The organism is Panacibacter ginsenosidivorans, assembly GCF_007971225.1.
Taxonomy (GTDB): domain Bacteria; phylum Bacteroidota; class Bacteroidia; order Chitinophagales; family Chitinophagaceae; genus Panacibacter; species Panacibacter ginsenosidivorans.
Genome location: NZ_CP042435.1, coordinates 4,327,426 through 4,350,385, shown reverse-complemented (window position 1 = coordinate 4,350,385; position 22,960 = coordinate 4,327,426). Strand labels below are relative to the sequence as shown.

The window sequence follows — 22,960 nt, the reverse complement described above, 5'->3', positions numbered from 1 at the left end:
GGCGAATGAAGAAAAGTGCTGAATATCTTTTCTTCCTGACTTTTTTTGTTACTTTTTTGTGTCAAGACAAAAAAGTAAATAAGAGTTCCGAACGTACAGGTTAGTGACACAAGGAACGATTACCAAAGAATAGAAAGATCGTTAACAACAATAAAAAATATTAGTTATGGGCACAATTAAAAATGATGAGATTTACAGCTCCCCTTTAGGGGTTGGGGGTTTCAAACACGTTTCATATTTGTGGGACGAAGCCAAAGCAGCAGAACTTGCAGGCGATGAAGTAGCCTTATTGGTATATCGTTCTAACTTGCTTGGAGCTGACCTGCGCTTGACAAACTACGGTGGCGGCAACACATCCTGTAAAGCAATGGCCAAAGATCCTTTGACGGGAAAAGAAACAGAAGTGATGTGGGTAAAAGGCAGTGGCGGCGATCTTGGTACCATGAAACGCAACGGACTTGCAGCTTTATATGTTGACCGTTTACGCAGTCTGAAAAATATCTATCGGGGGTTAGAATATGAAGATGAAATGGTAGAGTTGTTCAATCATTGCATTTATGATCTTGCATCAAAAGCTCCTTCAATAGATACACCGTTGCATGGATTTCTTCCATTCAAACATATCGACCATTTACATCCTGATGCAGCTATTGCAATCGCGGCTGCAAAAGATGGAGAGAAAATAACAAAGGAATTATTCAACGGAACAATCGGTTGGGTAAAATGGCAGAAACCCGGTTTTGAACTCGGCCTCATGTTGAAACAATGTCTTGATGAAAATCCTGGTATCCGTGGCATTATGCTTGGCTCACATGGATTATTTACCTGGGGCGATACAGCTTATGAAAGCTATATCAACACCCTTGAAGTAATTGAGCGTTGCGCACAATACCTTGAAGATAATTATGGAAAGAAAGGCGCCATTTTCGGCGGACAAAAAATAGAACCATTACCCAAAGAAGAACGGTTGAAAAAAGCAGCAACACTCGCTCCAATTTTAAGGGGATTGTGTTCATCAGGTTACCCTAAAAACTCCCCTTCAGGGGTTGGGGGCATGATCGGTCATTTTACCGATGATGACCGTGTATTACAATTCATCAATTCAAATGACCTTGAAAGATTAGCGCCTCTTGGTACAAGCTGCCCCGACCATTTTCTGCGTACAAAAATTTCTCCGCTTGTATTAAATCTTTCAACAGATGAAGACGTAACGAATACTGCAGCAATCAAAGAAAAGATCGCTCCGTTGTTTGAAGCATACAGAAAGATGTATACGGAATATTACAACAGTTGCAAACATCCAAACAGTCCTGCTATACGTGATGCAAATCCCGTGATCATTTTATATCCCGGTGTAGGTATGTTCAGCTTTGCAAAAGATAAACAAACAACAAGGGTAGCTTCAGAATTTTATATCAATGCTATTAATGTTATGCGTGGCGCCGAAGCAGTTAGTGAATACACATCATTGCCAAGGCAGGAAGCATTCAACATTGAATACTGGTTATTGGAAGAAGCCAAGCTGCAACGCATGCCCAAGCCAAAATCATTGAGCGGCAGAATTGCACTCATAACAGGAAGCGCAGGAGGAATAGGAAAAGCAATTGCTAAAAGATTCGCAGAAGAAGGTGCATGTATTATCATTAATGATATTAATGAAGGGCGTATGAATGAAGCCATGCAGGAATTTCAAAAACAATTTGGCAGAGATACTGCCGCATCAACATTACTCGATGTAACAGATAATGCTTCTATCGAAAAAGCTTATGCAAATGCAGTACTTGCTTTTGGTGGTGTCGACATTGTGGTAAACAATGCGGGCATCAGCATTTCAAAATCTATCACTGATCATTCAATTGAAGATTGGGATAAGCTGTATGATATTTTGGTGAAAGGTCAGTTTCTGGTATCAAAGCTTGGCGTGGAGATCATGCGCAAACAAAATATTGGCGGAGACATCATCAATATTGTCTCAAAAAATTCTGTAGTTGCCGGGCCAAACAATGCAGGTTATGGAAGCGCAAAAGCTGCGCAGGCGCATCTTACACGTTTGCTGGCTGCAGAACTTGGTGCAGATAAGATACGTGTAAACACTGTAAACCCTGATGCGGTTATTGCAAACAGTAATATATGGGCTGGCGGCTGGGCAGAAGGCCGTGCAAAAGCATACGGCATCACGGTTGAAGAGTTGCCCGCATACTATGCAAAGCGCACTTTGCTCAATGAAGTTATTCTGCCTGAAGATATTGCCAACGCATGTTATGCTTTTGTTGGTGGTCTATTAAATAAATCAACCGGTAACACATTGAATGTTGATGGTGGTGTGGCTATGGCGTTTTTGAGATAGAAGAAACCCCCGTCCCCTAAAGGGGAGTTATAAAGTATGTTCATTGAAAATTGTACGTTTAATAAATATTATTTTGAGCCTGACTACTGTTCTTTGTACCATCGCCTGTTGCGTCGCACACTTGTACAATATATCGTTATGCGGCTAAAACATAAAGTAGAATTGTAAATTACGCATCATTGATGAGTAAAGAAAAAATAGCTGAAGTCACAGATGTTACAAGAGCCAAATCAAGGCGAATGAACGGATGTGCTGTATATCATCCGTTCTTGATTTTTTTGTTACTTTTTGTATCAAGACAAAAAGTAAATAAATAAAAAATATGCAACGTGTAGCATTCAAAATGAAACTCTTTAAAGGTTGTGAAGACGAATACAAAAAGCGTCATGATGCCTTATGGCCGGAATTACAATCGTTGCTCAAACACGAAGGCATAAAAGATTATTCCATTTTCTTAGACGAAGAAACAAACATATTATTTGGTTACCTTACTATAGCAGATAAAACGAAACTTGATGATCTGCCCAATGAACCAATAATGAAAAAATGGTGGGATTATATGAAAGACATTATGGAGACCAATGATGACAATTCTCCAATAAATATTCCATTGAAAGAAGTATATTATTTACCATAATGAATAAAGAATCAGGATAATCAGGTGAATCCTGAAAATCATGGTTCAGACAAAATAACATTGCTATGCAAATAGAAAAATATAAACTCGAAGAACACAACCATTCGCTGCAGAAAGAGCACCAGCGCAAGTTTGATTTTATTGCCGCAGATATAAAAGATGTAAATGGTTTGCTGCAAAAGTTGATAGACTTCCAGGTGGCAATCCCAAGCTGGGCGCTGGGTACAGGCGGTACAAGGTTTGGCCGTTTTCCCGGTGGTGGCGAACCGCGTAACCTTGAAGAAAAAATTGAAGACATTGGTTTGCTACATGCATTGAACAGAAGTAGTGGAGCTATCTCTTTACACATTCCGTGGGATATTCCGGAAAATGCATCACACATTAAAGCACTCGCTGCACAAAACGGTTTAAAGTTCGATGCCATGAACTCCAACACTTTCCAGGATCAGCCTGATCAGGAATTGAGTTATAAGTATGGATCCATGCAGCATGTAGATAAAGCGGTGCGCAAACAAGCAGTTGATCACAATATTGAAGTAGTTAAATATGGCTTAGAGTTGGGTTCTGAATCATTAACCGTTTGGTTAAGTGATGGTTCATGCTTTCCCGGCCAGTTGAATTTTAGAAAAGCATTTCAGAATACATTGGAAAGTTTGCAGGAAGTATATGCAGCTCTGCCCGATCACTGGAAAATGTTTGTAGAGTACAAAGCATTTGAACCTAACTTTTATTCCACAACTGTTGGAGATTGGGGACAATCATTATTATATACAAGTAAGCTTGGCAAGAAAGCATACACATTAGTTGACCTTGGGCATCATTTGCCAAACGCAAATATTGAACAGATCGTTGCATTGTTGTTGATGGAAGGAAAGCTTGGTGGCTTTCATTTCAATGACAGTAAATATGGAGATGATGATCTTACTGTTGGCAGTATAAAACCATATCAACTATTTCTCATCTTCAATGAACTGGTTGAAGGCATGGATGCAAAAGATATGAACCATGCAACAGACCTTGGCTGGATGATTGATGCGAGTCACAATGTAAAAGATCCGCTTGAAGATTTATTACAATCCGTAGAGGCAATCATGATCACCTATGCCCAGGCATTGTTGGTTGACAGGAAAAGGTTAGCAGAGGCCCAGAATAATAATGATGTAGTAACTGCACAGGAAATTTTGCAGCAGGCATTTCGTACAGATGTTCGTGCACTTGTTGCAGAAGCAAGATTAAGAAGTGGCGGTGTGTTAAATCCACTGTCTGTATACAGAAGTGAAAAAGTAAGAGAAAGTCTAATTAAACAACGTGGATCGAAAACTGTTGCAACTGGTTTGTAGTGTTGAACAAAGAACAAAGCGTACAAGAGTGCGACGCAAGAAAAGTTTCATAGTAGCAATACATTTTGGCCCATAATAAACATGAATAAAATCTCTGTCATAGCGATCTTCGACATTGGCAAAACCAATAAAAAAATATTATTGTTTGATGAACAATATCATGTTGTGCAGGAAGAAAGTGTGCAGCTCGACGAAACAACAGACGAAGATGGCTTTCCCTGCGAAGATTTAAAAGCCCTGACCAACTGGATTTGGGAAAAATACTGGCAGCTTATTGCGAACAAACAGTATGATGTAAAAGCGGTAAATTTTTCTGGTTATGGTGCAAGTTTTGTGCACCTGAATGATTTTTATAAACCGCTAACGCCATTATACAATTACCTGAAACCTTATCCTGAAAATTTAAAGAAAAAATTTTATGACACTTATGGTGGTGAAAGTTTAATTGCAAAACAAACAGCATCGCCTGTGTTGGGGAATTTGAATTCAGGAATGCAGTTGTATCGTTTGAAATATGAGCAACCGAAAATTTATGAGCAGATAAAATATTCCCTCCACCTGCCTCAGTATCTAAGTTTTATTGTTTCAGCCAGAGCAGCTACAGATATAACCAGTGTTGGTTGCCACACACAGTTGTGGAATTTTAAAATTCATAAATACCACAAATGGGTATATGATGAAGGAATGCGTACAAAATTTGCACCTATTTATCGTGGAGATAATATTGTGCATGCCAATAATGATACGCGTAAAATAGCCATTGGAATTGGCTTACATGATAGCTCTGCTGCACTGATACCATATCTTTCAGCTTTTACAGAGCCATTCATCTTATTGTCAACAGGTACATGGTGCATCAGCCTTAATCCTTTCAATCATAGTTTACTTACTGATCTTGAACTGCACCAGGATTGCTTATGTTACCTTTCCTATAAAGGAACACCGGTAAAAGCTTCCCGCCTATTTGCCGGTAATGAACATGAGCAGCAAACAAAAAGATTAGCAGCGCATTTTAACAAAGCCGGCAACTATTTTACCAGTGTTGCTTTGGATGAAAAGATTTTGAATAAGTTGCATACTGCGGGAAAAGCTACAGCAGGTGACAATGGCATGATGAAGCAATCAATGTTTGCAACAAGAGATATCAGTGCTTTTGAAAATTATGAAGCAGCATACCATCAGTTGATCGCAGATATAATTGTACAGCAGGTACGTTCGACAAAACTTGTATTGAATGAAAGTGTAAAAAGAATTTTTGTAGATGGCGGGTTCAGCAGGAATGCTATATATATGCATTTACTTGCAGAAGCTTTCCCCGGTATTGAAGTGTATGCTGCAACGGTGGCGCAGGCTTCAGCACTTGGCGCAGCGCTCGCTATACATCATCAATGGAATGCTAAATCTTTGCCTGACAATATCATTGATCTGAAATTATATTCTGTTGCCCATTCCGAAAAAGCATAATTACTGTACGGAACGATAAAGTGATTGCGACGCAACAGGCGATGCTATAAAAAATTGTCGCTGGTATCATATATAAAATTATTGTAGTCACATGCAAATAAAATACAACGCAAATTATCCCGGTATAGATGACCTGATAAAAAAAGCAAAACAAAAAATTCCACGTTTTGCTTTTGAATATCTTGATGGCGGCTGCAATGAAGATGTGAATCTTTTTAAAAACACTGCTGAGTTAAGAGAGGTTGAATTGAAACCCTACTATTTAACGAAGCATGTTTCTTCTGATATAAAGACCGAATTATTCGGTCATGTATATGATGCGCCTTTTGGAATTGCACCCGTTGGCTTGCAGGGACTTATGTGGCCCAATGCGCCTGAAATACTTGCCAGGGCTGCGTTTGAGCATAATATACCTTTTATTCTTAGCACTGTTACAACTTCATCTATAGAAAGAATCAGTGAAATTACAGAAGGTAAAGCATGGTTCCAGTTGTATCATCCTGCAGAGAAAGAAGTAAGAGACAGCATCATTAAAAGAGCTGAAGCTGCTCATTGCCCTGTGCTTGTTGTACTGAGTGATGTACCAACGTTTGGATTCAGGCCACGTGATATAAGAAATGGTTTGGCAATGCCGCCAAAGATGACGGTGCAAAATATTTTGCAGATCATGGGCAGGCCGGAATGGGCAATCAAAACATTGATACACGGTCAGCCGGCATTTGAAACATTGAAACCTTACATGCCAAAAGGTTTGAACATGAAACAACTTGGTTTATTCATGAACAAAACTTTTTCAGGAAGAGTAAACGAAGAAAAAATTGCACCGATAAGAGATATGTGGAAAGGAAAACTGGTGTTGAAAGGTGTGGCAAGCGAAGAAGATACAGAGATGGCAATTCGTTTGGGTTTTGATGGAATTGTTGTTTCGAATCATGGCGGCAGGCAGTTGGATGCCGGGCAATCTGCAATCAAATCTCTGCAACCGATCGTAAAGAATTATAAGCATAAAATAAAAATAATGATGGATAGCGGCATACGCTCCGGCCCGGATGTAGCAAGGACTTTAGCGAGTGGTGCAGATTTTACTTTTATGGGCAGAACGTTTATGTACAGTGTTGCTGCGTTAGGAAATGAAGGTGGCAATCATGCCATCTCTATGTTGAAAGTACAGTTGCAACAGGTAATGGAACAGGTGTGCTGTAAAACTGTTGCAGACTTCCCCAATCATTTGATTCAGTAAAAAAAATTTTGCTGCTATTTATTTTTTATGGCATCACTGTAACGATCACTCTTTTATATCCTGTTAATGATGGTGTTCCTTTGTCTGTAACTTTTAAAATAAAATGAATGGTCTGAGCGCTTTGAACAACCGGTGCCGTTACAGGTATATCGTACAAATTGGGTGAATATGGCCTGAAACTTACAATACCTTTATAGGTTCCGGCCTCAGGATATTGAAACCATAAATAACTCATTGAATCACCGTCAGGATCTGTTGTGCCTGCAGCACTTAAATGAAATTGTTCACCCGATTTTACGGTAAGATGATCGCTGTGTGCAAGCATAGGAACAGGCGGATGATTACATTCATTAAAATTTTTTGTTGTCCACAACATGCGTGCAGCAAAATCATGCTGAAATTCTGTGCGCCAGCGCCAGATCGTTTCACGATTGCCCACATAACTTTTTTTATCAATGGGTGATACAACTGAATCACTGGCATTCGTCCAGATAGCTCTTGTTTCGGGTTCATCTTTTGGCCAGTTATCTCTTTTAAACATGCCTGTATTAGAATCCTGAAATTCGGGAAGATAAAATGCATAACGCCCTCCCCAGCCGCCGTAATTGGGATGTTCAGGATCATTCAAACCATTGCTGATAAGATTTAAAAACGATGGCGTATCTCCTTCCATTCCATAAGCCACATCCGGGTACGCAGCACCAAGTGGACCATGGCCCTGCTGAATATTTTTTGCAAGCCAGTCCGCAGAAGTAACTTCTGTGTTTGAACCGGGCATTGGAAATGACATACCCAGCCATGTTGCGTTTACATAATTATAACCAGGCGTTACCACATAAAAAACAGATGGAAAATTTTTTCGTATCCAGGGTCCTGCGTCATCCTGGTCAGAGATGGTGTATACTCTTAATTTTTTATACAATTTTTCTGCATCACCGGCACTCTTTGTTTTTTTTATCTTCCATAATGCCTGGGCCAATGTATTTGGTCCGCCCCAGACAGAAACCCATAAAGGGCGGTCATCATTTTTCTTCAATGCTTTTATGATCCAGTCAGAACCTTCTGAATCTCTTCCTTCACCAACTCCTTGCATGCCATAAACCGCCAAACCCTTTTTCACTAAAGGTTTCAGCGCATCATAAGCAGGATAGCCTTTTTCATGTTTTAATAAATTCGGTTGCACTTTTTTATAGGCATCAAGTATTTTCAAAATACTTTCAGGAGCTACTCTTGCCTGCTGATGAATGGAAGTTGTGGCTATCAGGCCTTCCACATCCCATTGATTTGAATACAACAAAAATCGTATCATCGACTGCGTGTCGTCAGGGTCTGCTTCAATATCTGATAGTACTAATACTCTTAATTTCTTTGCTGTTTGTGCAGACACAACAGAATGCATAAAAAATAATATAAACAATAGCGCTGCCAGTTTTGCAATTATTCCTTTCATGTGGTTGTATTATTTTGTGTACCCAACTTTCTATACTGCTATGAGGCTTAACTTGCGTCGCACACTTCAACACTTTGTTCTTTGCTGAGCAATGGGCAGCACGTACAAGTGTGCGACGCAACGATGCCTAATATTTATACTAAAGCCCGGTTCATAACAAATGTATGTATTGCTACTTACTTTGATTAAACAAAGCAAGCTTTGCATATAGATCTTCGAATAATAACTGCACATCGAGTTGTGTGTACACACGTATATTTCTTCCTTTATGATTTACTTCATATATGCCCTGGTTATTTATAAACGGCGAAGGCCGCAACACATAAAAACTGGAAGCAGGATCGGGCTCAAACGAAGATTGCAACGCAGTTAACAGCACCAAAGGACTATCACCAACAATATACACTTCACCAACATTGAAATTATATTTGATACCCATCTTCATGACGCGTTCAATATTGTTTGCGAGGTATTCACCGATCTTGCCTTGTGTTTTTACTTTCAATAACAATGATGAATAAGGCATCATCACCTGGCGATATACATTGCGTGGAATTTGCCAGACAGGAATGGATGATTTATTAAATATTACCTGTCCTGCTTTTAAATCTATTCCTAAATTATATTCAAGCGTTGTATAACCAGGCGGAGGCGTTGCAAGCTCAGGATATTCCGGTCCGCCGATCCATATGAGGGTTAAGCGGCTGGCAATCTTTGGTTCGAGAAGATACGCACTTGCAAGATCTGTAAGCCCTGCACCGCACACAACGTACAAAGGAAGTTTTGTATCATCACGCATAGCTTCTTTTATAATTGCACTTGCTGCATCAGAAGGTTGTGCAGTGCTGTCGTTCTCCAGTGCAAAGTTTGAACCTTGTAAAACATTATATGTCTTATCGAGATTCATGATGTTTAAGACTTCTTCGATTTTCATTTTTGCATGAGCTGCCGTTTCCTTCGAAGGATCAAAACCATCTCCCGCTCTTAAGTGAGAACCAATGATAGCACGGATCTCAACAGAAGGAGATAATAGATGTTGCACCAGTTCAAACAAGCCATCAGGATCGCCACCAAAATCATTATCAATGATGATGCGCATACGCGGTTTAACCATGCTGTCCGAAAACAATGAGCCTGTCTTTTTTTGTAAAGCACCTGTTTGGGCAAAAATATTTGTACCCGGCAGACAAAGTAAGATTACGATGATATAAATTTTATATTGCATGTTGCTTGTTTAGTTCTCTCAGTTGATTTAACCGGAACAGGTGGACCATCACCCGGCATTTTGCTAAAGCTACGGTAAAAGCATATTGCCGGACAACGAAATCAAACTTTGCTAACTTCACCTGATCAAAAAAAAATTATGACAACCAAACAGATCGTGTTTGCAGCAAGGCCAAAAGGCACACCCACCATGGAAAACTTCAGGTTTGAAAATATTGAATTACCAGAACTGCAGGAATGTGAAGTATTGCTGCAGGGTTTATATTATTCTGTGGATCCATATATGCGTAGTAAAATGAATGATGCAAAATCTTATACTCCTCCTTTCCGTTTAAACCAGCCCATGGAAGGTGGTGTAGTGGCTACAGTAATAGAAAGCAGGTCAGCTAAATTTAAAACCGGCGACCTTGTTTTAGGAAGATTACCATGGCGCGAACAAATCATTACTTCGGAAAAAAACATACAAAAAATTGATACTGTTATTGCACCGGCAAGCTATTATTTAGGTATACTGGGCATGACCGGCCTTACTGCTTATGTTGGGTTAGTACATATTGGTAAACCAAAAGCAGGAGAAACAGTGGTGGTATCCGGTGCAGCCGGAGCAGTAGGCGTAGCAGTGGGACAAATAGCGAAAATATTAGGCTGTCGTGTAATTGGTATTGCGGGCTCTGATGAAAAGATAAAATTGCTTAAAGAAAAATTTGGTTTTGATGAAGCCATCAATTATAAAACCACACCCGATATGAAATCAGCCATCGCTGCAGCATGCCCAAATGATGTAGATATCTATTTTGACAATGTGGGCGGCGAAATATCTGACGCGGTAATCTATAACATCAACTTTCACGCACGTATACCGTTATGCGGGCAAATTGCTTTATACAACAGCACTGAAGTGCCCATGGGACCAAGGCTCCAAACTATATTGCTTACAAGAAGTGTACTGATGCAGGGGTTTATTGTAAGCGATTATCAAAGTATATTTCCGGAAGGTATTCAGCACCTGGCACAATGGGTAAAAGAAGGAAAACTAAAATTTATGGAAACAATTATCAAAGGCTTCGACCAGTTGCCCAATGCATTGCTTGGATTATTCAAAGGAGAGAATACCGGTAAGATGATCGTGGAAGCATAATTGTAACATAAAGCTTAACCCACAGCGATAGCTTATCAAATTGAAATTATAAAAGAGTATTTTTAAGCCATCCCGATTAATTTATATTTTGAAAAATATACTACCTCATGAAAAAAAATATTTTAAAACATAGTATTTTACTTATTTGTTTTATAGTAAGCATTTATTTTTCAAATGCCCAATCAACAGCTCCCGTACGCATTTGTGTGGCACGTATTACACATGACCACGTAGGATGGATCTTAAGCAGAAACAAACCCGATGTTACCATTGCAGGTATCTACGAGCCGGATAAAGAACTGGCTGAGCGCTATGCAAAAAAATATAGCCTTAATGAAGCATTGTTTTATACCGATCTTAATAAAATGCTGGATGCATTAAAACCAGAAGCAGTGGTGGCTTTTGGTTCTATCTATGAACACATGCAGGTAGTAGAAGCCTGTGCACCGCGGCATATACATGTAATGGTAGAAAAGCCACTTGCTACAACTTACCAGCAAGCATTGCGTATGGATACACTGGCAAAAAAATTCAACATAAAACTGCTTACCAATTTTGAAACCTCCTGGTATCCTTCAACTGCAAAAACATACAACCTGATAAACGATAGCAATTATATCGGCAACATAAAAAAAGTAGTGATCCACGATGGTCACCAGGGACCAAAAGAAATCGGCGTAAGCAAAAATTTTTTCGAATGGCTTACCGATCCTGTGCAAAATGGCGGCGGCGCACTTATCGACTTTGGTTGCTATGGCGCCAACTTAATGACTTATTTAATGCATGGGCAGCAACCCGTTTCAGTTACAGCAGTTACGCAACATTTTAAACCGGATATTTATCCAAAGGTGGATGATGAAGCAACCATAATTGTTACTTATCCCACTGCCCAATGTATTATACAAGCTTCCTGGAACTGGCCCTTCGGCAGAAAAGATATGGAAGTGTATGGAGATAAAGGTTATATCATTTCAACCAACAATACCAACATGCGGTTAAGATCGCAACCCGATTCTGTTGAACACAGCGAAGAGGTAAATGCTACGGACCTTAATGTATATACGGATCCTTTTGCTTATCTCGCCAATGTACTGCGCAATAAAATTACCGTTCCCGAAAATGGCCTCTATGCATTGAACACAAATATTACCGTAGTGCGTATTCTTGATGCGGCAGGAGCATCTGCTAAAACAGGTAAAACGATCTACTTTAAAAAATAATGTTATGCCAAAAGTCAGTCCACTATCTCACCGTGCGTGGCGGGCATGTTTTCCGCGTGTTATAATTTTTCAAGCAGCATAATTCCTTTGAAGCCGGCAACGGTATTCTATGGCATAACCTGTTGTGTCACTCACTTGTACGTTCGGTTATAATAGCAACGGCGTAATTTACACCTGCCTGCAAATTATCTCCCTTATAGTTTTGTGCCTTGTATTAACACCGATGACCTTATTGACCGTTCTTTCAAATGCAAAAACTTCTTACGTTCTTCATCCTGCATAAAGTTCTTAAAATCCTGTTCCGTATCAAACGCTGCCAAATGAATTTCGTAAGGTTGTTCTATATGACTTTCTATAAAACTTTTTTCGGTTGGTCTTACTCTCAACAACAGCCTTCCGTTATATTTTAAAATAGCTGGAATGGCAATGTCTTCAAATTGATGAAACACATTTTCCTGCCCTTCAATAATATAAATTAGCTGGGTTATGAATATCATGTTTGTGCCGTTAGTTATTGGGTTGAGAAAGGTAACGTCATTTCCGGATATAATTTTAAATAACCTGCATGCCTGCGTTTACATCGCTGCGCCTTTCATACTTTATACTCCTGCTATTGCAAGAAGCTACATACATTCATTTCGAAGGCATCTTCCCTGCATCATTTAAATACGCAGCAATCGCATCTTCCATATCTATATCCATGATATTGGCCAGCGTTAATAACCACATCAGCACATCTGCAAATTCTTCCTTTGCATTCTCTTTGTTGCCGCTTGCAATGGCAGAAGAAAGTTCGCCCACTTCTTCATGAAACCATAAGGCAGTATGATAAATACCTTTTGCGTTATCGGTTTCGAAATACCTGTCTTTTACTATTTTTTGCAGTGCTGAGATTTCCATAAAATATAATTTATAAGTATTGATGTTAAAGTATGACTGCAGACAAAAAAAATTTGCTGTAACGGTCTGACGGCTTTGAGCCGTCTGACCGTGTGTTTATGCTCAATAATGCATTGCGGCACAAGAGTGCGACGCAACGATGTTGCCATAAATACAAAAGCCGGGTTCAAAAAAATATTATGCTTCTTTCTGCTTTTTTATCATCGTCCTGCTGCCTGCATACAATTCATATTCCAGTAAGCGGCAGTCAATAGTGCTCGTATAAAATTCTATTCTTCGTTTGGCTTTCAGACCAATTTTTTTTGCAAGGTCTAAGTTGCCGGTAAACACATAACCAAAATAACCACCGCACTTTTGTTTCATAAAATCGCCGATGCGGCTGTAGGTTTTTTCAAGTTCAGTTATATCACCAAGCCGCTCACCATATTCAGGGTTTACATAAAAAATGCCCGGAACATTTTGCGGAATTTCAGTTTCAGCAAAATCACAAACTTTAAACTCAATAAGCTTTGCAACACCCGCAGCCACTGCATTCTTTTTTGCATTCTCAATAGCTTTTTCACTATAGTCGGTGGCAATGATACGCAGACCGGGCACATCAATAATTTGTTGTTCCAGCAATGCATCTTCCTGCTCATAAACAGTTGCATTGTAACCCTGCAAATGCATGAATGCATAATTAGTTCTGAACAAACCGGGTCGCCTGTTCGTAGCGATCATGGCAGCTTCAATAGCCAGTGTGCCGGAACCGCACATAGGATTTACAAATGGCGAAACTCTGTCCCAGCAGGTTGCATAAATAGTTGCTGCAGCCAGTGATTCCAGCATAGGGGCAAGGCCTGGTATTTTGCGGTAACCATGCCGCGCCAGTGAATCGCCGGAAGTATCAATAAAAATTTCTGCATCATCATGCTTCCAGTATAAATGAATGACGGCTCCTGTAAGTTCCGAACCCGTGGATGGCCGTATGCCACGTTGTTCCCGAAACCTGTCACTGATGGCATCTTTTACACGCAGGTTCGCAAACATGCTGTTATTGATAGTATCATTACTTACATTACTGGTGATGGAAAAATAACCGTTTGCAGGAAGAATATTTTCCCATTCGTATTTGAGTATGTTACGATAAACAGCATCAGCATCAGCAGCTTTAAATTGCTTCAGGCTATACAACACCTGGCTTGCACACCGCAGGTTAAGGTTTAATTTTATGCAGTCATTGATGGTGCCATGCAACCGCACACCGGTTACAAAACTTTCTTCCACTTCAAAGCCCAGTGCTGTTACTTCCTGCGCCAGGTAAGGCATAATGCGCTTGTGGCAGGTAATGGTAATAGCCGCTTTGGTAGTGTATAAACTCATCGCGATAAAGATAAAGTTTCCGCGAACAAAATAATTTTTATGTAGCAGGCTGAAGTGGTGCTATTGATCTTTTCTTGCGTCGCACACTTGTACGTTTGGATATGTGTAGCAGCAGTTGTAAATAAACTGCATGCTTGCGTTTACAAAAGCAAAGGAAACTGACACATAGCTGTAATAACCCTGCACCTTATTACTGTGCCAGCTATGTGTTATATGTGCGCTATCCGCAGAAGATTTTATTTTACTGCCGGCATACTGGTGCTCCCTATATCACGATACAATTTCCATTCTCCATTTCTGTTTTCCCACACTACTACATACTTGCCTCTGTCGATCAATGATTTATTTCCATCTTTCATTTCATAATTGCCTGTTTCAATTATAAATGTTGAACTCCCTGTTATATCTGTTGTGGAAAAAGTCATTTCTTTAATCCCCATACGTATTGCTGCGCCCCACGCACTAAGAATATCATTACCTTTTGCTACTTCGCTGTTGTCAAGCAATAACTCAGCATCCGGCCAATAATGAGCGGCCAATGCAACAGAATCTCCCGAAGCAATTTGTTCTGCAAATTTTGCATTAATACTGTCTATAAATGAGCCAGCCCGTTGTTTGTCGAAAGTTGGGTTTACTGTTTTTGAAACTGCTGAGTCCCCGGTATTAGCTCCATTACAGGAGAGCAAGCCATAGCAGGTAAGTGCTGTAACAATTAGTACAAATATATTCCGCATAGTATTTGATTTTAGTATTTACTCTTTTGGATACGCTCACACTTGCCAAAGTCTATTTTGTATTGCTGAAGATACATTTTGTTGAAGATATAATTTCTTTACCGGCTTTTATTTTCACGGCATCATTTGTTGCAGCCCATCCGCCGGGTTGCATCACTCACCTGTACGTTTCATTATTATAGCAACGGTTGTAAATAGCATGCCTATATTTGAAAAGGCAGGAAACCGCCCACACATTCTCTTTCATCCTGATAGTTTACATTAATACAAGATTATTTTCAAAAATGTTTGATTGCAGTCCTGGTCTGGCATTTATTTTGAATGCTCCAATAGTATACAGCATTAAGTTTTAGGTAAATAAAATCATCTATTAACCGTGAAAGCTAAATGTTATGAAAACCAAAACTTTTCAAATACAGTTTGATTATCCTGTTACCCGTGCAATTAAACTCCACTTGCAGTCCGAAGTTGAACTTCACCATTCAGAACCCTATTATATTATCCGGAATATTACAAACATTAATGGCCAAAAAAACGTGTCCGTTTTATTCGACATCAGGATAAAAGCTATCAAAGGTAAATTTGGTAAAACCAGGTGGGTGCATATTGATTCAGAACAGGAAAGCGCTTTAAGCAAAATCATTGGTGATAAAATATCCGCAGGTCATGAAGTGGAATTTGCGGATGTTTTTACAGATGAATAAGTACGTGTGTATTAAATTGTATAAAGGGTAATTGTTTCCCGAAATGAAGCATCATAATAATGTATTTATACAACAAAAAAAAGAGGGCATATTTTATTTATGCCCTCCACTCACTAAAAATAATCAAAGAAAAAATTAATGTCTTAATGTGTCAATATGCATGGTATCGTCGTTTCTTATTTGCGTACTATCATCGGTTAACACACTGGTAGAAGAAGGATTACTGCTTGGGTTACCAATAGAATCCATCTTATTATCATCCTTAGCTTCATTGTCATTGTCACAGCCTGCAGCCAAAATAAACATTGAAAAAGCTAGCATAGTAAGTACTGATTTCATAATTGTATTTTATGAGTACAATTCAATTATGTTGCCAGAAAAATTATTTTTCATGGCATGGTATTTTATAATGTTTCTAAACAAGAATTTAAATATTACTAATTAAAAGCTAAACGCAATGGAGAACATGAACACGCAAACAGGTAACATAACTGTATCAGCAACATTTCCTGACAGGGATAGTGCTGAAAGAGCATTTCAGGCAGTAGAAGAAAGAGGTTATACAAAAGATGATATCAACCTCGTTATGAGCAAGGATACACGTAAACGTTACTTCGATGAAGAACACGAAGAAGTGCATACCGAATTAGGAAGCAAAGCAATGGAAGGCGCAGGCACAGGTTCCGCAATTGGCGGCACAGTAGGCGCTATCGCTGGTGTAATTGCTGCTTTAGGTACTAATCTTATAATACCTGGTTTAGGTTTGGTAATTGCAGGCCCTATTGCAGCAGGTCTTGCAGGTGCAGGTGCCGGTGGCCTCACAGGTGGTCTTATAGGTGCACTCGTAGGTTCAGGAATTAAAGAAGAGCATGCAAAGGTGTACGAAAAGAGTGTTAAGGACGGGAGAATAGTGCTCAGTGTAAAGACAAACAATGTGGAAGATGCCGCAGCGATCAGGGAAACCTGGGAAGGCTATGGAGCTTCTGATATATACTAAACACTTAAACAAGCAAAATAAAAAAGGGCTGCAGATACAGCCCTTTTTTTATTGTTAAAAGATATCTTTTATTTCCTGTTATTTCTTACAATTTTGTTCAATGAATAAATACCCGGGTCTTTATTATATACCCTTTTTTCTACACAATGTTACCTGAAAGGAACACTATGTTGATTAACTTTTTAAAAGCAATAATTATTATCCCGGCTTTGTAGCAGGTAGCATCTTCGTTGCGTCGCACTCTTGTACGTTCGGTTATTATAGCTGCAGTTTTAAATAACCCACATGCTTGCGTTTACAAAGGCACAGGAAGCTAACACACTTATCCTGCGCCTTGTTGCTGTGCCAGCTATGTTTTATATACTTATGCCCTCGTAGTTCACAGGTTATTTTTTATACCATGCTGCACAAGAATGCTTTTTAAATAGGCCAACTGTTCATCGCTGATATTTCTTCCGGGTACCATGTTTGCAATCTGGCGTGACTGCCATATCAGTATCTAGTTTTTTGTTTTACTTACTTTATACAATTTATCCCATGTAAGTGTTGAAGTAAACGATTCACCTTTTATAGAAAGGCCACTGTTTTCTATGGTATATTCTATCGGTTCACTTATCCTGTTATTGGTAGTGTAATTTTTTCTTGATGTAAAATAAGTAAGCAGGGGAATCCACGCCATTATAAAAAAAGCAACAAGGATAGTAGAACCTGAACCATATTTCGGATCAGCGAAAATCTTGCTATCGGGGATGTTTTCCGCAGTGTCTCTCTATTGGTTTGTGTGTGCAGGTCGAGGACGCTGCGGTATCGTGATGAAGATTTTATTTACTACCAATAACCCGCAGCGTCCCTTGCAGGAGACACTGCGGAGACGGAAGTTTGCCCACAAGCATTGCTATCTTAAGCCTTGCTTATAATAATTTGCCCAGACGCTTGTTCAAAATTTATGCCTCAGGCTAAGGCTAATATTACACTTTTATAATTTACATTTCACTACTAGTTGGCAGGTGTTTTCTAAACACAATGCAGACAGCAGATCCTGATTTTCTTCATCAAATTTTCCACCAATATTTTCCTGCTTTTGTATTACAGCATGTTTTGCCTTCAGACATTGGAATTCTATTTTCGATTTCCAATCAACGTCTTCCCCAGTCTCAAAGGGCTAAACGAAATCACTTATAAATGTGACTAATATCATCTCTTTATAGTGTTTTGGTCAGCGACAAATAGATAAAGTGTCACGAAATTACCTATTATTTAAAAGGCCACAAAAAGAGTAATAGTGCCAGTGAAAAAGTGATTTTGTAATGTGCTACAATTCATCAAAAAAATCTTTTTATGAAGGAAACTTATAGAGAAGTGGAGGTACCGGTAAATAAGAGAAGATTTTTCAAATTTTCTTATAACAGTAGCAATAAAATTGTAACTGGGTGGGAATATTTGATTGTAAGCTTGCTAATAGGTTTAAACGTTACCTGGCTTGCACTATTAAGATACAAAAATCCATGGAAGGCATTTTCTCTTGCAGCCAAAGTTATTAATACCAGGAAGGGGTTTAAAACTACACATCCAAAAATTGTAAAAAGGGCTCATAAATATTATATGAATTTGCATACACCTGGTTGGCCATCAGGTGTATTTAACCGCGGTATAAATCATTCATTAAATTTATTTTCACAAAGCCCTGACATTTCATTGTTTTCACTTGTTTTTGCCATAACTAATAAATGTGGCTTTCAATGTGAACATTGCGTTGAGTGGGACAATTTGAACAGGAAAGACAGTTTATCAGCTTCCGATCTCGTTGATATTATAAACCGTTTTTACCGGATAGGTATTTCGCAGGTACACCTAAGCGGAGGAGAACCCCTCAACAGGATTGAAGATATTATTTTTATACTTGATTCAGTTCCTGAAGGGATAGATTTCTGGATGTTTACCAATGGGTATAATTTATCTGCTGAAAAAGCCGCACGGCTAAAAAATCATGGACTTACAGGTGTAATAATCAGTCTTGACCATCATGAATCAGAAAAACATGACCAATTCCGTGGCATACAAGGCTCTTACCGAAAAGCCTTGCAATCTGCCCGAAATGTTATTGATAGTGGATTGTTGCTTGCATTTTCCTGCTGCGCAACAAATGATTTCATATCTATGAATAACCTTGCCAGGTATGCAAGGATTTGCCGTGATGCAGGAGCATCATTCATTCAATTCCTGGAACCAGAAGCTGTTGGTCATTACTGGCAAAAAAATGTCTCACTTAATAAAGAGAATAAAGAAATCCTCGAACATTTTTTTTACCTCTTAAATTTTGATACTTCTTATTCAGGCTATCCAATTGCCAGTTATCCTGCAATGATAAAAAGGCAAAACGGATGCCCCGGAGGAGGATTACATTTTCTTTACGTTGATGCTAATGGATACGTACATGCTTGCCCTTTCTGTAAAAATAAGTTGTTTCATGCCTCTGCCGGGAATTTGGAAAAAAACATTCGCTCATTAAGAGAAAGGGGGTGTTCAATGATTGAATTTACTTCGAAATCCAACGATCAGCTTAAAACAAATTAGTATGAACCCGTAAGCCTATGATTAAAGAAACCCTGGTTGATATTCTTCGCAAAAACTGATTTATCCTATGTAATGTTAGAATTGAGGTCATTGAAATATTGAACTAAATAAAATCAATTTCACAATATAAAAATTAACTTATGAAGCCGATAATTTCCCGCTTGTCACAGCACAGCACCTTATTCTTCTTTCCCTTGCTCCTTTTATTAAGATGGAAATGGAGAAATTATATTTTCATTGTTTTGGGAATCATCATTCTCGCAGGTTGTTTCAGGAAATTTTATAATACCGGAACAACTACCAATGTGGATTCCAATATGATTGAACGACTAAAGGCAGAAAATAAATATTTTATTATACATTATAGAGACACTATCCTGCAACTTGACAATATCTCCATAGGCAATAATGTGCTTACCGGGAAAAGTGGCCAATTGTCGACAGAGCATACCAGCCAATTGAATCCGGAAAGTAATAAACCCAACCCATTCAAAAATGCAAATAAGGCTGCTGTATTGTCTGAAGTTCATCTGTACGTTAATAATGATAAAAAAACCACTCTGGAAAACCCGGAAGTTAATGTTCCTCTATCAGACATTTATAGGATGGACGTTTATGAATTTAATAAAGGAAGAACCAGTACAAGTACTATCATAAGTATTGTAGGAATAGTTACTACCGCAACATTAGTTGCTGTAATTATTGGAGGAATAATTGGATCATCATCTTCAGGTGGTTATAATGGTGGTAGTGACACCACATCATGCGGTTGCCCGCAAGTATATGTGGAACAAAAAGGCAACTTTGATTATCAGAATGGTATTTTCAGTGGTGCTGTTTATGCAAATCTTGAACGGATGGACTATCTTCCACTTGGTAACATAGAGCCTGAAAATTCAGCCATCCGTTTACGCATATCTGGCCACGAAGACGAGATCCAATATCTCAATTCTGCCCAACTCATCGGCGTTTACCACAAGGAAGGTTCCACGATACTGGCTGACAGGTATGGAAAGTTTTATTCAATAAGCAATCCTTCACTTCCGGAAATAGCAATGGGTTCAGATAAGAAGGATTTAAAAGAAGTATTAAGTAAAGCAGATGGAACTTCATTTTCATTTAATACATATGATTCTCAGGAAACTTACTCAAAAGCATACCTCAATTTCAAAAAGCCATTGGAAAATCGAAAAGCGAAATTAGTTGTTCGTGTAAAAAATAGTAATTGGGCAGCCCTATTAAACCAGGAGTATACTTTATTATTTGGCGAGGACTATTCCCGTTATAGGGATTACTGGGAAAACACAAGTCCAGCTAAAATGGAAGCCTTTATATTAAACCAGGGGCTTCCAATAAAAGTTTACGTAAAGAATGGAGAAAAATGGGAATATGCAGGCTATTTTCCTTTAAGTGGAACAGAAAACTACCGGGATATGGTTATGGAAATCAAACTGCCTGAAAATACGAGTAAAGATTTGCGTATCAAGCTCGAAACAGTTTATCGGTTTTGGGATCTTGATTATGCAGCCATAGATTATGATGAAGGAGACTCATTACAAACTTTTACTATCGATCCTGTTTCAGCCAAAAATATGCTGAAAGAAGACCAAAAAGATCAACTGGTCAAAACAGATAAAATATATTCTCTGCTGAATAAAGATGAAAGTATAGACCTTGAGTTTCATGTTCCGGAGAAAAATAGAACTAATACTGTTTCCTATTTCCTTGCGTCAGGCGGATATTACCATATTCAAAACACTTATCCTGTAAAAGCAAATGTTTCAAGGCTAAAACAGTTTAAAAAACCAGGCGAATTTGACCGGTTTTCAAGAGAAAAATATTTGGAAATGGAACAATTGCAATCATTAGCAAATCAGGTGCGCCATTCTTCAAATTGAAATGGTTTCATCGAATAAATTGTATTTCATTAAATACATGCCTTTGCATACATTTTCTTGTGCAACTAAGAACCTTTTTGTATAGTTGAAAAAGAAAAGTTGATATAGTTCGGGTTAAATATTTTTCATACGGCTAACCAACAATTTAAATTTATTATTACAGATTCTATATAGTAGACCAGGTTGCCATCTTTACATTAATAATCTACCTATGTTATCAGTTTTTATTGAAGGATAAATGCCACTTTTTTCTGTTCCGAAAAAAGTGGCATGCAAAATAAAAATATAACCCAGGAAAAAATATTTTCGTAAATATAACAAGACCGCTTCATTTGATTGAACTGTAGTTTTCGAATAGAGCGAAACATAGAGAAGATGTGTACACACGGCAACTCTTGTACGGCTGGTTACTATAGCAACAATTAAAAGGTACACTGTGCAAAAGAAACTATCACCAATATCCTGCGCCTTGTTGCTGTGCCAGCTATGTTTTATATACTTATGCCCTCGTAGTTCACAGGTTATTTTTTATACCATGCTGCACAAGAATGTTTTTTAAATAGCCCAACTGTTCATCGCTGATATTTCTTCCGGGTACCATGTTTGCAATCTGGCGTGACTGCCATATCAGTATCCAGTTTTTTGTTTTACTTACTTTATACAATTTATCCCATGTAAGTGTTGAAGTAAACGATTCACCTTTTATAGAAAGGCCACTGTTTTCTATGGTATATTCTATCGGTTCACTTATCCTGTTATTGGTAGTGTAATTTTTTCTTGATGTAAAATAAGTAAGCAGGGGAATCCACGCCATTATAAAAAAAGCAACAAGGATAGTAGAACCTGAACCATATTTCAGATCAGCGAAAAGCGTAAGCAACGAACCTAAAAACATAAAAATACCAATACCGGTAATTAGTTTCATATTCCATTTGCTATACAGTAAAACAAGATTGGCTTTAATATAGTCCTGTTGGGAAAGATGGGTTTTGATGGTCATTTTAAAAATTCAGGGAGTAATATAAGATTTGTTTACCGGCCAAATATACATAGATCTGTTTAGCAGGTTAATGTCAAAATAGTGTACCGGTTATTCTTAATCATTTTTTATAGATCTGGAAATAAACAACGAAAAGTATTACGCAAAAAAACTAATTACTACCCGGCTTTATATACTTTATCATCTTCGTTATCCAGCTTCTTCCAGTGGAAGAAGGTCTCACTTGTACGTTCTGTTATTATAGCAACAGTTGTAAACCTGCTTGCGTTTGAAAAGGCGCTGAAAGCGAACATATATTTCCTACGCCTCATTCCTGCCAACACAGTTTTATATACTTGCTATCGGGGAATCAGCACCCATTTGCAGATGGTTGTTCTGCTGATGCCATACTTCGCTGCTAACTTCCTGAAGCCGCAGCCTTGCGTTAAATACTCCGCAATGATCTGTTCTTTTAAGTCCATAAAATAGTTGATTTTTAGTTAACCTATTTCTGTACAACATTTATCTAATTTATTAATAGTGAAGTTCTTTCAAAAAGTTGCAAGATATTCCGGATCGCTATTAATCTTTGTCAAACCCAATGTCTTCAATATTTCTGATTACGTATTGGCTTGATTCCATTAGGTCACCTTTTGAAATAAATGATATTTTTATGCCTATATTATCCGGTTCATGCATTTGTCGCCTGTTTCATTTTCTATGTAATCATTACACTATTCAGACACTACCGG

22 protein-coding genes are annotated in these 22,960 nt (G+C 38.5%); 11 read left to right on the top strand and 11 right to left on the bottom strand.

The features are described 5' to 3' along the window. The first annotated feature begins 166 nt into the window (after positions 1-166). The 5 genes from FRZ67_RS18305 to FRZ67_RS18285 all read left to right on the top strand — a co-directional run bounded on the left by FRZ67_RS18305 (position 167) and on the right by FRZ67_RS18285 (position 7,028). Entirely contained in the window at positions 167-2,347 is a 2,181-nt protein-coding gene (locus tag FRZ67_RS18305; protein WP_147191947.1) for a bifunctional aldolase/short-chain dehydrogenase, read from the top strand. A 322-nt stretch (positions 2,348-2,669) separates the two neighbouring features. Continuing rightward, positions 2,670-2,984 (top strand): L-rhamnose mutarotase, encoded by a 315-nt coding sequence (gene rhaM, locus FRZ67_RS18300; RefSeq protein WP_147191945.1) that lies wholly within the window; start codon positions 2,670-2,672, stop codon positions 2,982-2,984. Between the two features lie 65 nt (positions 2,985-3,049). Then, positions 3,050-4,324, top strand: a complete 1,275-nt coding sequence (locus tag FRZ67_RS18295; RefSeq protein WP_147191943.1) for a sugar isomerase — start codon at positions 3,050-3,052, stop codon at positions 4,322-4,324. A gap of 81 nt (positions 4,325-4,405) precedes the next feature. Further along, positions 4,406-5,788, top strand: a complete 1,383-nt coding sequence (locus tag FRZ67_RS18290) for an FGGY-family carbohydrate kinase (protein WP_192903883.1) — start codon at positions 4,406-4,408, stop codon at positions 5,786-5,788. 91 nt (positions 5,789-5,879) lie between these two features. Beyond that, a complete protein-coding gene (locus tag FRZ67_RS18285) occupies positions 5,880-7,028 on the top strand; it encodes an alpha-hydroxy acid oxidase (protein WP_147191941.1) in 1,149 nt (382 codons plus the stop codon). A gap of 25 nt (positions 7,029-7,053) precedes the next feature. Here FRZ67_RS18285 and FRZ67_RS18280 read toward each other — a convergent pair whose 3' ends face one another. Both FRZ67_RS18280 and FRZ67_RS18275 read right to left on the bottom strand, forming a co-directional pair. After that, the gene (locus FRZ67_RS18280) at positions 7,054-8,478 is read right to left on the bottom strand and encodes a DUF1593 domain-containing protein (protein ID WP_147191939.1); all 1,425 of its coding nucleotides are present in this window, start codon (positions 8,476-8,478) and stop codon (positions 7,054-7,056) included. Positions 8,479-8,650: 172 nt separating this feature from the next. Then, entirely contained in the window at positions 8,651-9,703 is a 1,053-nt protein-coding gene (locus FRZ67_RS18275; RefSeq protein ID WP_225975390.1) for a nucleoside hydrolase, read from the bottom strand. A gap of 138 nt (positions 9,704-9,841) precedes the next feature. Between FRZ67_RS18275 and FRZ67_RS18270 the strand changes: the two genes are divergently transcribed. Both FRZ67_RS18270 and FRZ67_RS18265 read left to right on the top strand, forming a co-directional pair. Next, positions 9,842-10,840, top strand: a complete 999-nt coding sequence (locus tag FRZ67_RS18270) for an NADP-dependent oxidoreductase (RefSeq protein ID WP_147191937.1) — start codon at positions 9,842-9,844, stop codon at positions 10,838-10,840. A gap of 107 nt (positions 10,841-10,947) precedes the next feature. Continuing rightward, positions 10,948-12,060 (top strand): Gfo/Idh/MocA family protein, encoded by a 1,113-nt coding sequence (locus FRZ67_RS18265; protein WP_147191934.1) that lies wholly within the window; start codon positions 10,948-10,950, stop codon positions 12,058-12,060. 194 nt (positions 12,061-12,254) lie between these two features. On the opposite strand, the gene FRZ67_RS18260 is transcribed toward FRZ67_RS18265, so the two are convergent. From FRZ67_RS18260 to FRZ67_RS18245, 4 genes are all read right to left on the bottom strand, one after another. Then, positions 12,255-12,557 carry a DUF1330 domain-containing protein gene (locus FRZ67_RS18260; RefSeq protein ID WP_147191933.1) on the bottom strand — a complete coding sequence of 101 codons (303 nt, stop codon included), beginning with the start codon at positions 12,555-12,557 and terminating at the stop codon, positions 12,255-12,257. A gap of 136 nt (positions 12,558-12,693) precedes the next feature. Beyond that, positions 12,694-12,960, bottom strand: a complete 267-nt coding sequence (locus tag FRZ67_RS18255; RefSeq protein ID WP_147191932.1) for a MazG nucleotide pyrophosphohydrolase domain-containing protein — start codon at positions 12,958-12,960, stop codon at positions 12,694-12,696. A 177-nt stretch (positions 12,961-13,137) separates the two neighbouring features. After that, the gene (locus FRZ67_RS18250) at positions 13,138-14,322 is read right to left on the bottom strand and encodes a THUMP domain-containing class I SAM-dependent RNA methyltransferase (protein WP_147191930.1); all 1,185 of its coding nucleotides are present in this window, start codon (positions 14,320-14,322) and stop codon (positions 13,138-13,140) included. A gap of 236 nt (positions 14,323-14,558) precedes the next feature. Next, positions 14,559-15,056, bottom strand: a complete 498-nt coding sequence (locus tag FRZ67_RS18245; RefSeq protein ID WP_147191928.1) for a YybH family protein — start codon at positions 15,054-15,056, stop codon at positions 14,559-14,561. A 392-nt stretch (positions 15,057-15,448) separates the two neighbouring features. On the opposite strand from FRZ67_RS18245, the gene FRZ67_RS18240 reads away from it, so the two are divergent. Continuing rightward, the gene (locus FRZ67_RS18240) at positions 15,449-15,760 is read left to right on the top strand and encodes a hypothetical protein (RefSeq protein ID WP_147191926.1); all 312 of its coding nucleotides are present in this window, start codon (positions 15,449-15,451) and stop codon (positions 15,758-15,760) included. Positions 15,761-15,895: 135 nt separating this feature from the next. On the opposite strand, the gene FRZ67_RS18235 is transcribed toward FRZ67_RS18240, so the two are convergent. Beyond that, positions 15,896-16,099 carry a hypothetical protein gene (locus FRZ67_RS18235; protein WP_147191924.1) on the bottom strand — a complete coding sequence of 68 codons (204 nt, stop codon included), beginning with the start codon at positions 16,097-16,099 and terminating at the stop codon, positions 15,896-15,898. Positions 16,100-16,217: 118 nt separating this feature from the next. On the opposite strand from FRZ67_RS18235, the gene FRZ67_RS18230 reads away from it, so the two are divergent. Further along, positions 16,218-16,757 (top strand): hypothetical protein, encoded by a 540-nt coding sequence (locus FRZ67_RS18230; RefSeq protein ID WP_225975389.1) that lies wholly within the window; start codon positions 16,218-16,220, stop codon positions 16,755-16,757. 499 nt (positions 16,758-17,256) lie between these two features. On the opposite strand, the gene FRZ67_RS18225 is transcribed toward FRZ67_RS18230, so the two are convergent. Next, positions 17,257-17,436 carry a hypothetical protein gene (locus tag FRZ67_RS18225; RefSeq protein WP_147191922.1) on the bottom strand — a complete coding sequence of 60 codons (180 nt, stop codon included), beginning with the start codon at positions 17,434-17,436 and terminating at the stop codon, positions 17,257-17,259. 659 nt (positions 17,437-18,095) lie between these two features. Here FRZ67_RS18225 and FRZ67_RS18220 point away from each other — a divergent pair. Together FRZ67_RS18220 and FRZ67_RS18215 are read left to right on the top strand one after the other, a co-directional pair. After that, complete coding sequence (locus FRZ67_RS18220; RefSeq protein ID WP_147191920.1) at positions 18,096-19,331, top strand: radical SAM/SPASM domain-containing protein; 1,236 nt, start codon at positions 18,096-18,098, stop codon at positions 19,329-19,331. Between the two features lie 140 nt (positions 19,332-19,471). Beyond that, positions 19,472-21,229, top strand: coding sequence for a hypothetical protein (locus FRZ67_RS18215; RefSeq protein WP_147191918.1), 1,758 nt, complete (start codon positions 19,472-19,474; stop codon positions 21,227-21,229). Positions 21,230-21,743: 514 nt separating this feature from the next. Here FRZ67_RS18215 and FRZ67_RS18210 read toward each other — a convergent pair. From FRZ67_RS18210 to FRZ67_RS23810, 3 genes are all read right to left on the bottom strand, one after another. Continuing rightward, the gene (locus tag FRZ67_RS18210) at positions 21,744-22,229 is read right to left on the bottom strand and encodes a YcxB family protein (protein WP_147191916.1); all 486 of its coding nucleotides are present in this window, start codon (positions 22,227-22,229) and stop codon (positions 21,744-21,746) included. 158 nt (positions 22,230-22,387) lie between these two features. Continuing rightward, complete coding sequence (locus tag FRZ67_RS23455) at positions 22,388-22,540, bottom strand: hypothetical protein (protein WP_158638404.1); 153 nt, start codon at positions 22,538-22,540, stop codon at positions 22,388-22,390. A gap of 27 nt (positions 22,541-22,567) precedes the next feature. Next, positions 22,568-22,690 carry a helix-turn-helix domain-containing protein gene (locus tag FRZ67_RS23810; RefSeq protein WP_147191914.1) on the bottom strand — a complete coding sequence of 41 codons (123 nt, stop codon included), beginning with the start codon at positions 22,688-22,690 and terminating at the stop codon, positions 22,568-22,570. Positions 22,691-22,960 lie beyond the last annotated feature (270 nt).